13 protein-coding genes are annotated in these 13,523 nt (G+C 65.8%); 10 read left to right on the top strand and 3 right to left on the bottom strand.

Annotated elements, in window-relative coordinates:
• Window positions 1–36: 36 nt before the first annotated feature.
• The 5 genes from BHE01S_RS15260 to hslU all read left to right on the top strand — a co-directional run bounded on the left by BHE01S_RS15260 (window position 37) and on the right by hslU (window position 5,876).
• A complete protein-coding gene (locus BHE01S_RS15260) occupies window positions 37–1,251 on the top strand; it encodes a class I SAM-dependent rRNA methyltransferase (RefSeq protein ID WP_042265461.1) in 1,215 nt (404 codons plus the stop codon).
• A gap of 231 nt (window positions 1,252–1,482) precedes the next feature.
• Window positions 1,483–2,577, top strand: a complete 1,095-nt coding sequence (locus BHE01S_RS15255) for a CobW family GTP-binding protein (RefSeq protein ID WP_174479507.1) — start codon at window positions 1,483–1,485, stop codon at window positions 2,575–2,577.
• 607 nt (window positions 2,578–3,184) lie between these two features.
• Window positions 3,185–3,604, top strand: coding sequence for an RNA polymerase-binding protein DksA (dksA, locus tag BHE01S_RS15250; RefSeq protein WP_028203189.1), 420 nt, complete (start codon window positions 3,185–3,187; stop codon window positions 3,602–3,604).
• A gap of 337 nt (window positions 3,605–3,941) precedes the next feature.
• Window positions 3,942–4,478 carry an ATP-dependent protease subunit HslV gene (hslV, locus tag BHE01S_RS15245; protein ID WP_042265455.1) on the top strand — a complete coding sequence of 179 codons (537 nt, stop codon included), beginning with the start codon at window positions 3,942–3,944 and terminating at the stop codon, window positions 4,476–4,478.
• Window positions 4,479–4,514: 36 nt separating this feature from the next.
• Entirely contained in the window at window positions 4,515–5,876 is a 1,362-nt protein-coding gene (gene hslU / locus BHE01S_RS15240; RefSeq protein ID WP_042265454.1) for an ATP-dependent protease ATPase subunit HslU, read from the top strand.
• A gap of 68 nt (window positions 5,877–5,944) precedes the next feature.
• On the opposite strand, the gene BHE01S_RS15235 is transcribed toward hslU, so the two are convergent.
• Complete coding sequence (locus tag BHE01S_RS15235) at window positions 5,945–6,487, bottom strand: response regulator transcription factor (RefSeq protein ID WP_028203192.1); 543 nt, start codon at window positions 6,485–6,487, stop codon at window positions 5,945–5,947.
• 18 nt (window positions 6,488–6,505) lie between these two features.
• The gene (locus BHE01S_RS15230) at window positions 6,506–7,939 is read right to left on the bottom strand and encodes an ATP-binding protein (RefSeq protein WP_042265452.1); all 1,434 of its coding nucleotides are present in this window, start codon (window positions 7,937–7,939) and stop codon (window positions 6,506–6,508) included.
• A 117-nt stretch (window positions 7,940–8,056) separates the two neighbouring features.
• Here BHE01S_RS15230 and BHE01S_RS15225 point away from each other — a divergent pair, with 117 nt between their 5' ends.
• Window positions 8,057–9,703 (top strand): tetratricopeptide repeat protein, encoded by a 1,647-nt coding sequence (locus BHE01S_RS15225; RefSeq protein WP_042265449.1) that lies wholly within the window; start codon window positions 8,057–8,059, stop codon window positions 9,701–9,703.
• Here the strand turns inward: BHE01S_RS15225 and BHE01S_RS36800 are convergent.
• A complete protein-coding gene (locus BHE01S_RS36800; RefSeq protein WP_084068881.1) occupies window positions 9,693–9,929 on the bottom strand; it encodes a cysteine-rich CWC family protein in 237 nt (78 codons plus the stop codon). The genes BHE01S_RS15225 and BHE01S_RS36800 overlap by 11 nt on opposite strands.
• A gap of 333 nt (window positions 9,930–10,262) precedes the next feature.
• Between BHE01S_RS36800 and argB the strand changes: the two genes are divergently transcribed.
• From argB to BHE01S_RS15205, 4 genes are read left to right on the top strand one after another with little or no spacing between them, the layout of a single operon-like run.
• Window positions 10,263–11,162, top strand: a complete 900-nt coding sequence (gene argB / locus BHE01S_RS15220; RefSeq protein WP_028203194.1) for an acetylglutamate kinase — start codon at window positions 10,263–10,265, stop codon at window positions 11,160–11,162.
• A gap of 52 nt (window positions 11,163–11,214) precedes the next feature.
• Window positions 11,215–11,958 (top strand): pyrimidine 5'-nucleotidase, encoded by a 744-nt coding sequence (locus BHE01S_RS15215; RefSeq protein ID WP_042265564.1) that lies wholly within the window; start codon window positions 11,215–11,217, stop codon window positions 11,956–11,958.
• 45 nt (window positions 11,959–12,003) lie between these two features.
• Complete coding sequence (gene slmA, locus BHE01S_RS15210; RefSeq protein WP_042265447.1) at window positions 12,004–12,690, top strand: nucleoid occlusion factor SlmA; 687 nt, start codon at window positions 12,004–12,006, stop codon at window positions 12,688–12,690.
• A 60-nt stretch (window positions 12,691–12,750) separates the two neighbouring features.
• Window positions 12,751–13,344, top strand: coding sequence for an HdeD family acid-resistance protein (locus BHE01S_RS15205; RefSeq protein ID WP_042265446.1), 594 nt, complete (start codon window positions 12,751–12,753; stop codon window positions 13,342–13,344).
• Window positions 13,345–13,523 lie beyond the last annotated feature (179 nt).

Below are 13,523 nucleotides of genomic sequence, written 5' to 3'. Positions count from 1 at the left end.
TGCGCGATAGCCGCGCCGCGGCCCATCGAACTCATCATGAATATCGTCACCCTCAAGCCTTCCAAAGAAAAATCCCTGCTGCGCCGCCATCCGTGGGTCTACGCGAACGCGATCGACCGCGTGGAAGGCAAGCCCGCGCCAGGCGCGACCGTCATCGTGCGCTCGGCCGACGGCCGCTTTCTCGGGCGCGCCGCCTACAGCCCGCATTCGCAGATCCGCGCGCGCGTATGGAGCTTCGACGAAAACGAGCCGATCGACCACGCGTTCTTCAAGCGACGCGTGCAACGCGCCGTGGCCGACCGCCGCGCGATGGTGAGCAACACGGGCGCGGTGCGCCTCATCTTCGGCGAGGCCGACGGCCTGCCTGGCCTGATCGTCGACTACTACGTCGAAGACGGCGGCGATGCTGCAAAAAGCGGCCGCGGCCAGCTCGTGTGCCAGTTCATGGCGGCGGGCGTCGAGGCGTGGAAGGAAGCGATCGTCGCCGCGCTCACGTCGGCGACGGGCTGCCCGAACGTGTACGAGCGCTCGGACGTGTCGATCCGCGAGAAGGAAGGGCTCGAACAGATCACCGGCCTGCTCGCCGGCGACGAACCGCCTGCAACGATCATCACGAGCGAGAACGGCGTGCGCTATCACGTGGACGTGCGCAACGGGCACAAGACCGGCTTCTACGTGGATCAGCGCGACAATCGCGCGCTCGTGCAGACGTACGCGCGCGAGCGCGAAGTGCTCAACTGCTTCTGCTACACCGGCGGCTTCTCGCTCGCAGCCATGAAGGGCGGCGCGAAACGCGTGGTGTCGATCGACTCCTCGGGCGAAGCGCTCGCCACGGCGCAGCGCAACGTCGAGGCGAACGGCTTCGACCCCGCGCGCGCCGCCTGGCTCGACGCCGATGCCTTCAAGACGCTGCGCCGCCTCTACGACGAAGGCGAGCGCTTCGATCTCGTGGTGCTCGATCCGCCCAAGTTCGCGGCCTCGCGCGAGCACGTGGACCGCGCCGCGCGCGCCTACAAGGACATCAACCTCACGGGTTTCAGGCTGCTGCGTCCGGGCGGTCTGCTGTTCACGTATTCGTGCTCGGGTGCGATCGATCCGGCGCTGTTCCAGAAGATCGTGGCGGGCGCCGCCGCCGACGCCAGGGTGGACGCGCGTATCCTCAAACGCCTTGGCGCGGGTGTGGATCATCCGCTGCTCACGGCGTTTCCAGAAGGCGAATATCTGAAGGGCCTGCTGTTGCAAATTGCCTGAGAGGGCCTTACTTGAGGCTTTTCGGCGGCGTGCAGCAGCGCCTTTCGGGCTTCCTGTTCGCGCCCCCGATTGGGTCGCGCGGGTCTCGCGCCCGGCCGCCGCATGCGGGCGCGGCGCAGATATGTTTCAATAGGCAGTTATGTTGTAACACTCGAAGGCAGCGACAGCACGAAGCGGCGCGCCTGACCGTACCCCTCGAACACCTACCAGGCAGACAGCATGGCATCCAGCATGATTCCCGTCACTATCCTGACCGGCTTCCTCGGCAGCGGCAAAACCACGCTGCTCAAGCGCATCCTGAACGAGAAGCACGGCATGAAGATCGCCGTGATCGAGAACGAGTTCGGCGAAGAGAACATCGACAACGAGATCCTCGTGCAGGACAGCACTGAGCAGATCATCCAGATGAGCAACGGCTGCATCTGCTGCACGATTCGCGGCGACCTCGCCCGCGTGCTCGGCGACCTCGCGCAGCAAAAGCGCGACGGCAAGCTGGACTTCGACCGCGTGGTGATCGAAACCACCGGCCTCGCGAATCCGGGCCCGGTCGCGCAGACGTTCTTCATGGATAACGAGATCGCCGACGAATTCCTGCTCGACGCGATCATCACGCTCGTGGACGCCAAGCACGGCAACCATCAGCTCGACGAGCACGAAGTGGTGCAGCGCCAGGTGGGTTTCGCCGACCGCCTCTTCATCACGAAGGCCGACCTCGTCGACGAAACGGAGCTCGCCGACCTGCGCCATCGCGTGCTGCACATGAACCCGAAGGCGCAGATCCGCCAGGTCAATTTCGGCGAGGCCGACATCAAGGAAGTGTTCGACCTGCGCGGCTTCAACCTGAATGCGAAGCTCGAGATCGACCCCGACTTCCTCGCCGAAGACGATCACGCGCGCGATCACGACCACGCGCATGATCACGACCATGACCACGCGCATGACCATGATCACGCCGGTTGCGACCACGATCACGGCCAGTGCAACCACGAGGGCCACGACCACGGCCACCACCATCACGCGCACCACGACGACAAGATCAAGTCGTTCGTCTACCGCAGCGACCGGCCGTTCGATCCCAACCGCCTCGAAGACTTCCTTGGCGGCATCCTGCAGATCTACGGCGAGCGCCTCTTGCGCTATAAGGGCGTGCTCTACATGAAGGGCGTGGACCGCAAGGTGGTGTTCCAGGGCGTGCACCAGATGATGGGCAGCGACCTGGCCGCCAAGTGGCTGCCGATCGAGAAGAAGGGCAGCAAGATGGTGTTCATCGGCATCGAGCTGCCGCAGGACCTGATCACCGACGGGCTCGACGCCTGCCTCGCCTGACGGATTTCCTGCCTTTCCCGCTACGCCCGGCCCACCGCCGGGCGTTTTCGTCTGGACATGGCGCGCTGCGACGCGGCGCCGGGGCAGCGTTTGCCGCTCGCGCGAGGACCTCCTTGCGGGTTCGTGCGTCAAATAACGTACCCGACCATCGCTTTTTCACGATTGGCGCGTTATATTTTCTGGATATCGACCGGTTCGCAAACGGGTTCGCAAACGGCGTGGCGGCAGGCGGGCCACCGCAGGGATTTCCCGCTTGCGGCGCGAGTTTGCGGTTCGGTTACAATACGGCCCCACTGGAAGAGAGGTGCCCCGGATTTCAGCCGAGGGCCGCCCCGCCGGCAGCGCAACGGTCGCAGCGCGCAGTCGGTACGATATATGCCTCAGAAGCATCTGATGACCGGTTTCCAGAGGAGTTCGGCCCCGCAGCGGCGCTTCGGGCGTCACGACAGTTCATCGTCCGTGCCCGCCAGCGCGCATAGAACGGCGCGGTGACTGCGCCTGGCAAAGTGGTAAAGGTTGGATATTGGCCACCGCGGCCACTGCGGGCAACACAAAAGTGCAGGCAAGATGTGCCAGTTTTGCCTCACTCATTGAAGAAGCAAGCCAGATGACGACGAAACGACTCTTGACCGAAGCCGAAATCCTGAAGATGAGCGACAAGGATTACATGAACGAGGATCAGCTCGCCTTCTTCAAGAACCGGCTCGAACAGCTGCAGGCGGAAATCCTCCGCAATGCGGGCCAGACCACTGAGAATCTGCGCGAAACCGTGATCGTTCCCGATCCGGCCGACCGCGCGACGATCGAAGAAGAGCATGCGCTCGAGCTGCGTACGCGCGACCGCGAACGCAAGCTGCTCAAGAAGGTGCAGCAATCGCTCGCCCGCATCGATTCCGGCGACTACGGCTGGTGCGAAGAGACGGGCGAGCCGATCGGCATCCCGCGTCTGCTCGCGCGTCCGACCGCCACGCTCTCGCTCGAAGCGCAAGAGCGGCGCGAGCTGCGCCAGAAGCTGTTCGGCGATTGAGCTTTTTTCCGGCCGCGAAGCCCTGCTTGCGCGGCTAGCAACTTGCCTTCCCTGTCGAAGCGCACGGAGCCCCGTGCGCTTTTTTCTTTTGCGCGCGCCATTTCACAGCTGGCCGCCAGGCCGTTTTCTGCGCCCACGGCCCTTGATATGTCCTGCGCCGCCCTAAACTCCAACTGATATGCGTTCGCGGCGCGCGAGAGGCGCGCGCGGCGCATCCGGATTCAGGGCGGCGGCGCCACCAGCGTGCACGGCGCGCGAGCACCGCGGCGCCCACCCGAAAGCGGCAGGCACACCGCCTTCGCATCCCACCCGGCATCAACGGTAAAAAGGAACGCACATGGAGCAATTTCACGGCACGACGATCGTATCCGTGCGGCGCGGCGACAAGGTCGCGCTCGGCGGCGACGGCCAGGTCACCCTCGGCAACATCGTCATGAAGGGTGGCGCGAAGAAGGTCCGGCGCATCTACGGCGGCAAGGTCATGGTCGGCTTCGCCGGCGGCACCGCCGACGCGTTCTCGCTGCTCGACCGCTTCGAAGCCAAGCTCGAAAAGCATCAGGGCAACCTCACGCGCGCCGCCGTCGAACTCGCCAAGGACTGGCGCACCGACCGCATGCTGCGCCGCCTCGAAGCCATGCTGATCGCCGCCGACGCGAGCACGACGCTCGTGATCACCGGCAACGGCGACGTGCTCGACCCGGAAGGCGGCATCTGCGCGATCGGTTCGGGCGGCGCGTATGCGCAGGCCGCGGCCCGCGCGCTCGTGGAGAACACCGAACTCTCGCCGCGCGAGATCGTCGAAAAATCGCTCGAGATCGCGGGCGACATGTGTATCTACACGAATCACAACCGCGTGATCGAAACCATCGAATAACTCGCCAACCGACCGTACAGACGAGAAGGAATCAGGATGAGCACCATGACCCCCGCCGAGATCGTCTCGGAACTCGACAAGCACATCATCGGCCAGGCGAACGCGAAGAAAGCCGTGGCCGTCGCGCTGCGCAACCGCTGGCGCCGCCAGCAGGTCGCCGAGCCGCTGCGCCAGGAAATCACGCCGAAGAACATCCTGATGATCGGGCCGACGGGCGTCGGCAAGACCGAAATCGCGCGGCGTCTCGCGAAGCTCGCGGACGCGCCGTTCATCAAGATCGAAGCGACCAAGTTCACCGAGGTGGGCTACGTGGGCCGCGACGTGGACAGCATCGTGCGCGACCTCATCGAAATCTCGGTGAAGCAGACGCGCGAAACGGAAATGCGCAAAGTGCGCAGCAAGGCCACCGATCAGGCCGAAGACCGCATTCTCGACATCCTGCTGCCGACGGCGCGCCCGGTAGGCTTCGGCTCGTCCGATGCGGCAAGCCACGCCGAAAGCGGCCGGGGTGACAACGACGGCACCACGCGTCAGACCTTCCGCAAGCGCCTGCGCGAAGGCCAGCTCGACGACAAGGAAATCGAGCTGGACGTCGAGCAGCCGCAAGTGGGCATGGACATCATGGGCCCCCCGGGCATGGAAGACATGACCGAGCAGATCCGCTCGATGTTCGCCAATCTCGGCGGCGGCAAGAAAACGCGCCGCAAGGTGAAGGTCAAGGAGGCGCTCAAGCTGCTGACCGACGAGGAAGCCGGCAAGATGCTCAACGACGAAGAGGTCAAGCAAAAGGCCGTGCAGAACGTCGAGCAGAACGGCATCGTGTTCCTCGACGAAATCGACAAGATCGCCTCGCGCAACAACGAAGGCAGCGGCGGCGAAGTTTCGCGCCAGGGCGTGCAGCGCGATCTGCTGCCGCTCGTGGAAGGCACGACCATCAACACGAAATATGGGATGGTCAAGACCGATCACATCCTGTTCATCGCCAGCGGCGCGTTCCATCTCTCGAAGCCGAGCGATCTGATTCCCGAACTGCAGGGCCGTTTCCCGATTCGCGTGGAACTCGACTCGCTCTCCGTGAAGGACTTCGAAGCGATTCTGGTCGCGACCGACGCGAGCCTCGTGAAGCAGTATCAGGCGCTGCTCGCAACCGAGGACGTGCAGCTCGATTTCGCCGAAGACGGGATTCGCCGCCTCGCGGAAATCGCCTTCTCCGTGAACGAGAAGACCGAGAACATCGGCGCGCGCCGTCTTTACACGGTGATCGAAAAGCTGCTGGAAGATGTGTCGTTCGCGGCCGGCAATCACGCAGGCAAGAGCGTGACGATCGACGCCGCCTATGTCGACAAGGCGCTCGGCGAAGTGGCGCAGGACGAAGACCTGTCGCGTTACGTGCTCTAAGGCGCAACGCGTGGCGCATGAAAAGGGACCCCGCGGGGTCCCTTTTCTTTTGCCGCGCCGGACTTGCCCTACTGGCGCACCGGGCGCTTCGCGAGCTTGCGCTGCAGCGTGCGCCGGTGCATGTTGAGCGCGCGCGCCGTGGCCGAGATGTTGCCGTTGTGCTCGGCCAGCACGCGCTGGATGTGCTCCCATTCGAGCCGCGCGACCGAGAGCGGCGCCGGGTGCTCGATGGCCTCTTCGGCCTGCATGGCGCTCGCGTCGCTTTGGAGTGCCGAGAGAATCATCTCGACGTTGGCAGGCTTGGCCAGATAGTTGTCCGCGCCGTCCTTCACGGCTTGCACCGCCGTGGCGATGCTCGCGTAGCCCGTGAGCACGAGCATGCGGGCGTCCGGCTGCAGTTCGCGCAGCGGCGCGATGAGCGACAGGCCCGAGTCGTTGCCGAGATGCAGGTCCACCGTGATCTGCGAGAACTTCTGCTGGTTGGCGAAGCGAATCGCCTCTTCCGCATTGTGTGCCTGCTTCACCTCGAAGCCGCGCCGCGTGAGGCCGCGCGTGAGGATGTCGGAGAACACTTCGTCGTCGTCGATGACCAGAAAACTCATATCGCTCATGCCTGATTCTCCGTGTTGTTACGCGGCGCCGGGCCGGGCCGGCCCATCACCTGATCCAATCTCCGAACCCGCGGGCGCTGCGCCTTCGCGCGCCGCCGCAGGGTTCGCCTGACCCGCCTTGACCTGCTTCGCCGGCAAGCGCAGCACCGCGCGGGTGCCGCGCGCGCGGCGCGTGCGCATGCCGCTCCCGGTTGCGCCGCCAGTCGGCGTCTCGTCTTCTGCGCCGCTCACTTCGCCCGACGCGCTGCCGGGCGGCGTGACGTCGTTGAGTTCGATCGAGCCGCCAAGCCGCGCCGCCGACGAGAACGCCAGGTACAGCCCGACGCCGTGACCGCCCTGGGTGCTGTCGACGGGCGCGGCGCCCAGCGATGCACGCAACGACGACGGAATGCCGGGCCCCGCATCGCTGACTTCGAATTCGACGTAACCGGCCCGCACGGCCGCATAGGCACGCAACATCACGAAATCGCGGCTGGCACGCGCGGCATTGTCGAGCAGGATGGTGAGGATCTGGCCAACGGCGACGGTGTCGTCGAGGGCGAAGTCGCCCGGTCCGTTGTCGACGAGTTCGAACTTCACGTGCGGATGGCGCAGGCGCCATTGCTCGACGAACGGCCCGAGCCATTCGCCCACGGCCTGGCGGGCGCCCGTGGACGACGCGCGGCTCCTCAGCCGTGCGAGCGCCGAGGTGCAAAGCGAGATCTGCTTGTCGAGCAGTTCGAGGTCGGCGGAATACGGTTCGAGGCCCTTGTCCGTGCGCGCGACGTCGCGCAACTCCTCGGTGAGCATGGCGATGGTCGAGAGCGGCGTGCCGATCTCGTGCGCCACGGTGGCGGCCTGCACGCCCAGCGCCACGGCGCGCTCGTCGCGCAGCAGGCGCTGCTGCGCGTCGCCGAGCGCGGTATCGCGCTGGCGCAGCGCACGCGACATCCGCGCGACGAACCACACGATCAGGCACACGCTCACCATGAAGTTCACCCACATGCCCGCGCGGTAGTAGTCGAACAGGTTGGCGGGATTGTCCAGATTGAGCGGCACGTTGTCGAAGCCGAGCAGCACGTAGCAGGCCACCGCGAAGGCCGCGAGCCAGGCGGTGAGATACCACGGCAGCACCGCGGCCGCGATGGCGAGCGAGGGCAGGTAGAGCGAGACGAACGGATTGGTCGTGCCGCCGGAAAGAAAGAGCAGCGCGGAAAGCGCGCCGAGATCGACCCAGAGCTGGCCGAACAGTTCGAGATTCGACTCGGGACGATCCTGCGTGACGCGCAGCCAGGTCACGCCGTTGAACGCCACTTCCATGGCGATCACGAACAGCATGGCGGGCAGCGGCAACTGCACGCCGATGAAGAGCTGCACGAACGCGATCGTGCAGAGCTGGCCGATGATGGCGAGACTGCGCAGCCAGAATAGATGGCTGAGATTGACGCGAGCACTGACAGTTATGCGATACATGCTGTCAGTTTACCGGTTAAGACTTCTCTGATTCATCATCTTGAAAGGGTTTGGTTCAATCTATGTCATCCGCCGGGCACAATTATCCCGGCGCTTTCTGACAAGCAAGACGGAACAATGCAGGCCTCGCCCCCCGACATACTCCACACCGTGCGCAAGCTCTTTTTCGATTTCATCGACGCCGCCGCCGGTGGGACCGCCGAAGCGACCGGTGCGTGCGCACACGAATTGCTGGCTGCCACGCGCGCTGCGCTGCGCGGCCTCGACGACGACGCGCTCATGACCCTCGCCGCTCGCGCACAGGACAGCGCCCTGGCGCAAGAAGCCGTGCGCCTGAGCGCCGCGATCGCCCGGCTCTTGCCGAAGCGGGCCGCGGCGTGGTTCGCCGCGGGCCTCGCGCTGCAGTTTGCAAACCGTCACGCCGAAGCGGTAGAACCATACCGCCACGCACTGGGAATCGCGCGGACGTTTCCAAATCTGCGCAACAATCTTGCTACAGCTTTGATGCAGATCAATTTTGGAGACCGTGAGATTCTGCCGCTGCTCGAAGAAACGGTCGCCGAAGAGCCCGACAACGTCAACGCCTGGATCAACCTTGCCCGCGTATTCCTGACCGATACCGACGCGGCGCGCGCGCTCCACGCGAGCCGCCGCGCGCTCGAACTCGCACCGCAAAACCCGCTCGCCCTGAACAACCATGCGATGGTCTGCAAGGAAGCCCAGCAGTGGGACGAGGCAGAACGCGCGGCGCGCGCCGCCTGCCAGTATGCGCCCAACGACGCCTCGCTACGCTTGAACCTGTCGATGACCCAGCTTCTGCGGGGCAACTATATCGAAGGCTGGCCCGGCCACGAGATGCGCTGGCAGGGGTCGAGCGAACTGTCCGCGGGGCGCCCGGCGTTCCCGAAGCCCGAGTGGCGAGGCGAGCCGCTCGCGGGTCGCACATTGCTGGTATGGGGCGAACAGGGCATGGGCGACCTGCTGCAATTCTGCCGCTACGTGCCCGTGCTCGCCGGGCGCGTGCATCGCGAAGGCGGCCGGCTCGTCTGGAATTCGTTTCCGCAGATGGGCGCGCTGCTCGCGCGCAGCCTCGGCAGCCATTGCGACCTGTACTGCGCGGGCGGCCCCGTCGACAACCTGCCGCCCTACGATTGCGAAGTCTCGCTGTTGAGCCTGCCGCTCATATTCGGCACCGAGGAAGCGACGATCCCGGCTCCCACGGGTTATCTCAAGGCCGATCCCGTGGCGGCGGCGCGCTGGCGCGCACGCCTTGCGGGCGAAAGGCGCCTGAAGGTCGGGCTCGCGTGGACGGGCAGCCTCACGCACAAACGCAATCCGTTTCGCCGCGTCGGGCTCGAGCGGTATACCCGGCACTTCGGCGGCATCGAGGGCGTGACGTTCTACTCGCTGCAGCCCGGCGCGCAGCATGACATCGCCGCCGCGCGCGAAGCGGGCTTCGAGGTCACCGACTTCAGCGGGGAGTGGAAGACCTTCGACGACACCGCCGCATTCGTCGACGCGCTCGACCTGGTGATTTCCGTGTGCACGTCGAGCGCGCACCTTGCCGGCGCCCTGGGCAAGCGCGCCTGGGTGCTGCTGGACGTGAATCCGCATTGGGTCTGGCTGCTGGATCGCCGTGACAGCCCGTGGTATCGGGATACCCGGCTGTATCGTCAGAAGACCTTCAAACAGTGGGAGCCCGTGCTCGACGAGGTGAGCGCCGACCTCGCGGCGCTCGCGCACGGCGCGCAACTCAGGGTATAGCGCGCCTGCCCTTCTGCGCGGCTCCCGCGGCCGGAGCCGCCGCCGCCGCGAGGCATTCGGGGCAAAGGCAGCGCCCGCGCGGGTCCAGCTCGCTCGCAGGCAACGCGGGCAGGGACTTGCACCAGCAATCGAACGGTTCGGTGTTCCTGCCGCAATCGAAGCTGTTGCCGCAGCGCGGGCAACGGGCGCTTTTCATGCCGGTGGCGGGCACGGCGGAGGCGGTCATGGCGCGCACTCCTCTCGAAGCCATGGGTTGGCGACAGGAAGATGATGCCACAGCCGGCGCGCGCGTCCTGCACCCCGCTTTTCACGCCCGCCATCGCCCGCCCATCGCCCGCCATTCCCCGCCGGTTTCGCCCCGGTTTGCGGCGCGGCCGATGCATTCGCGCCCGTGTTGCGCCTGTGCCTCGCCGAGCCTGGGATGCGCGCCGTTTTCCCCGCCGTTTTCCCCGCTGCACCGCGCCAGGCCAGTCCTGTACAATCCGGCCTGTTTCGACCGTTTTGCGGCCGCGTTCTTCGTCCGCGAGTTTCGTCTGTTTTTCGTCCAGTCTCCGCCGCCATGTCCGAGCCCATCGACCTTTCGCAGATCGCCCCCACCCTGAAAGCCGAAATTCTGGCCGAAGCGCTGCCTTACATTCGCCAGTATCACGGCAAGACCGTCGTCATCAAGTACGGCGGCAACGCCATGACCGAAGAACGTCTCAAGCAGGGTTTCGCGCGCGACGTCATCCTGCTCAAGCTCGTGGGCATCAATCCGGTCATCGTGCACGGCGGCGGCCCGCAGATCGACACGGCGCTCAAGAAGATCGGCAAGCAAGGCACGTTCATCCAGGGCATGCGCGTGACCGACGAAGAAACCATGGAAGTCGTCGAGTGGGTGCTCGGCGGCGAGGTGCAGCAGGACATCGTCACGCTCATCAACCACTTCGGCGGTCACGCGGTCGGCCTGACCGGCAAGGACGGCGGCCTGATCCACGCCCGCAAGCTGATGATGCCGGACCGCGACAACCCCGGTCAGTACATCGACATCGGCCAGGTGGGCGAAGTCGAGGCAATCAACCCGGCGGTCGTGAAGGCGCTCCAGGACGACGCGTTCATTCCGGTGATCTCGCCGATCGGCTTCGGCGAAGACGGCCTCTCGTACAACATCAACGCCGACCTCGTGGCGGGCAAGCTCGCCGTGGTGCTCAATGCCGAAAAGCTCGTGATGATGACGAACATCCCGGGCGTGATGGACAAGGCGGGCAATCTGCTCACCGACCTCTCGGCGCGCGAGATCGACGCGCTATTCGAAGACGGCACGATCTCGGGCGGCATGCTGCCGAAGATTTCGTCGGCGCTCGACGCGGCCAAGAGCGGCGTGCGTTCGGTGCACATCATCGACGGCCGTATCGAGCACTCCGTGCTGCTGGAAATCCTGACCGAGCAGCCGTTCGGCACGATGATCCGCTCGCACTAAGCCCGCTCCTCCCGGCGGCGGCGCCGTGCCGCCGCCGCGTCCCACGTCCGCGATGACCGACTCCAGCCTTCATGCCAGGCGTGCCCGGCGCCGGCCGCGCCGCATCGCCCGCCCAGCGGGCGCCCCGGTCTGGCTTTTCGACCTCGACAACACGCTGCACAATGCGTCGCGTGCGATCTTCCCGGCCATCAATGCCGGCATGACGCAGTACATCGCCGATGCGCTCGGCGTGAGCTGCGACGAAGCCAATCACCTGCGCACGAGCTACACGCGCCGCTACGGCGCGACGCTGCTCGGCCTCACGCGCCACCATCCGATCGACCCGCACGACTTCCTCAAGGTCGTGCACACCTTCGACGACCTGCACGGCATGCTGCATGCCGAGCGCGGCCTCGCCCGCACGCTCGCCGCTCTCCCCGGGCGCAAGATCGTTCTCACCAACGGCCCCGAGGACTACGCGCACGCGGTGCTCGCGGCGCTCGGCATCGAGCGGCGCTTCGAACGCGTGATCGCCATCGAAGCCATGCGCTCGCGCTGCCACTGGCGCGCCAAGCCCGACTGCGCGATGCTGCGCGGCACGCTTCGCCGGGCGGGCGTCGCGCTCGCCGATGCGATCCTGATCGAAGACACGCGCAGCCATCTCAAGCGCTACCGGCGCCTCGGCATCCGCACCGTCTGGATCACCGGGCATTTGCCCGCGCACCTGCCGGGCACCGGCAGGCCTCACTATGTCGATCGTCGCATTCGTTCGCTAAAATCCCTGAAACCAGGCCTGCAGTCGGGACGCTCGAAGTAAAACGGGGGAGCGCCAACCCAGAGGCCAACGCCAGGGACGATATCCATGCAGCCGACACAAACGCGTGAAGCAGTCGAAGCAGCAGAATCGCCGGGCGCGGCCCGCCGCGCCCCCCGCCCGAAACCGGGCGAACGCCGTATCCACATTCTCCAGACGCTCGCCACCATGCTCGAGGCGCCGCGCGGCGAAAAAATCACCACTGCGGCGCTGGCCGCGCGCCTGGGGGTTTCCGAGGCGGCGCTGTATCGCCATTTCGCGAGCAAGGCCCAGATGTACGAGGGCCTGATCGATTTCATCGAGCAGACGCTCTTCGGGCTCATCAACCAGATCGTCGAAAAGGAACCGAGCGGCGTCCTGCAGGCGCGCGCGATCGCCCTGATGCTCGTCAACTTTTCCACACGCAACGCCGGCATGACCCGCGTACTGACCTGCGAGGCCCTCGTGGGCGAGCACGAGCGCCTCGCCGAGCGCGTCAACCAGATGCTCGATCGCGTCGAGGCGTCACTGCGCCAATGCCTGCGCATCGACCTCGCGCAGGAGGCCGAGCGCAAGGCGATTTCGGGGTCTGACCATGTCAACGCGAAGCCTGCCGCCAAAGGATACGATCCAACGGTCCGGGCGAATCTGGTCGTGCGCTATGTGATCGGTTGCTGGCATCGCTATGCGCAAAGCGGTTTCACTCGTTCACCGAGCGAGCACGCCGACGAACAGATCCGCATCATTCTTCAATAGCGCGGCCGCGCGGCGTTTTTCCGTGGCGGCTGCTCGCGTCGCTACCAGGAGAACCGTCGCATGAACCGTCCCGTTCCTCCCCTCGGCCTGCCGCCCATCCTGATGGGCCTCTCCGCCCATTGGGGCTGGCTCGTCGCCCGCGGCATCGCCGCCATCGTCTTCGGCGTGCTCGCCTTCTCGCTGCCCGGACTCACTGTGCTCACGCTCGCCATCGTCTGGGGCGCCTACGCCCTCGTCGACGGCGCCTTCGCGCTCATCTACGGCGCGCGCGGCGGCGGCACGCGGCGCTGGACCTACGTCGTCATCGGTCTGATCGGCGTGATCGCCGGCCTCGTGGCGTTCTTCTGGCCTGGCGAGACGGCCATCGTCCTCGTGATGATCATCGGCGTGTGGGCGTTCTTCACGGGCATCTTCGAGATCGTCTATGCGATCCAGTACCGGCACGCCATCGCGCATCCGTGGGCGGTCGGCATTTCTGGGCTGCTCTCGGCCACGGTGGGCTTCTTCTTCGCGATGTTCCCCGGCGCGGGCGCGCTCTCGCTGATCTGGGTGATCGCCGCGTATGCGGTCCTCTACGGCCTCCTGATGATCATCGCTGCCCTGCAGCTGCGGCGCTGGCGCAACGCGCATCCGCCCGCACCCGGGAAGGGATAAGGCTTCGCGGCCTCGCGCGGTGCGCGGGCACGTGAAGCGGCGGTTTAATGGGGCGGGCGGCAGCATGCCCGCCCTGCCTTTCCCGTGTGCCGCGTCGCTTTGCACTTTTTCCGATATACTCTGCGTTCCTTTTGCAATACCCACGCGCCGATTTGCTGACTCGATTGCGGGCGCGTGAA

Source organism: Paraburkholderia heleia NBRC 101817 (genome assembly GCF_000739775.1).
GTDB classification, from domain to species: Bacteria; Pseudomonadota; Gammaproteobacteria; order Burkholderiales; family Burkholderiaceae; genus Paraburkholderia; species Paraburkholderia heleia.
Note: the sequence above shows the minus strand (reverse complement) of the source record. Positions and strands in the feature narration are given on the sequence as shown.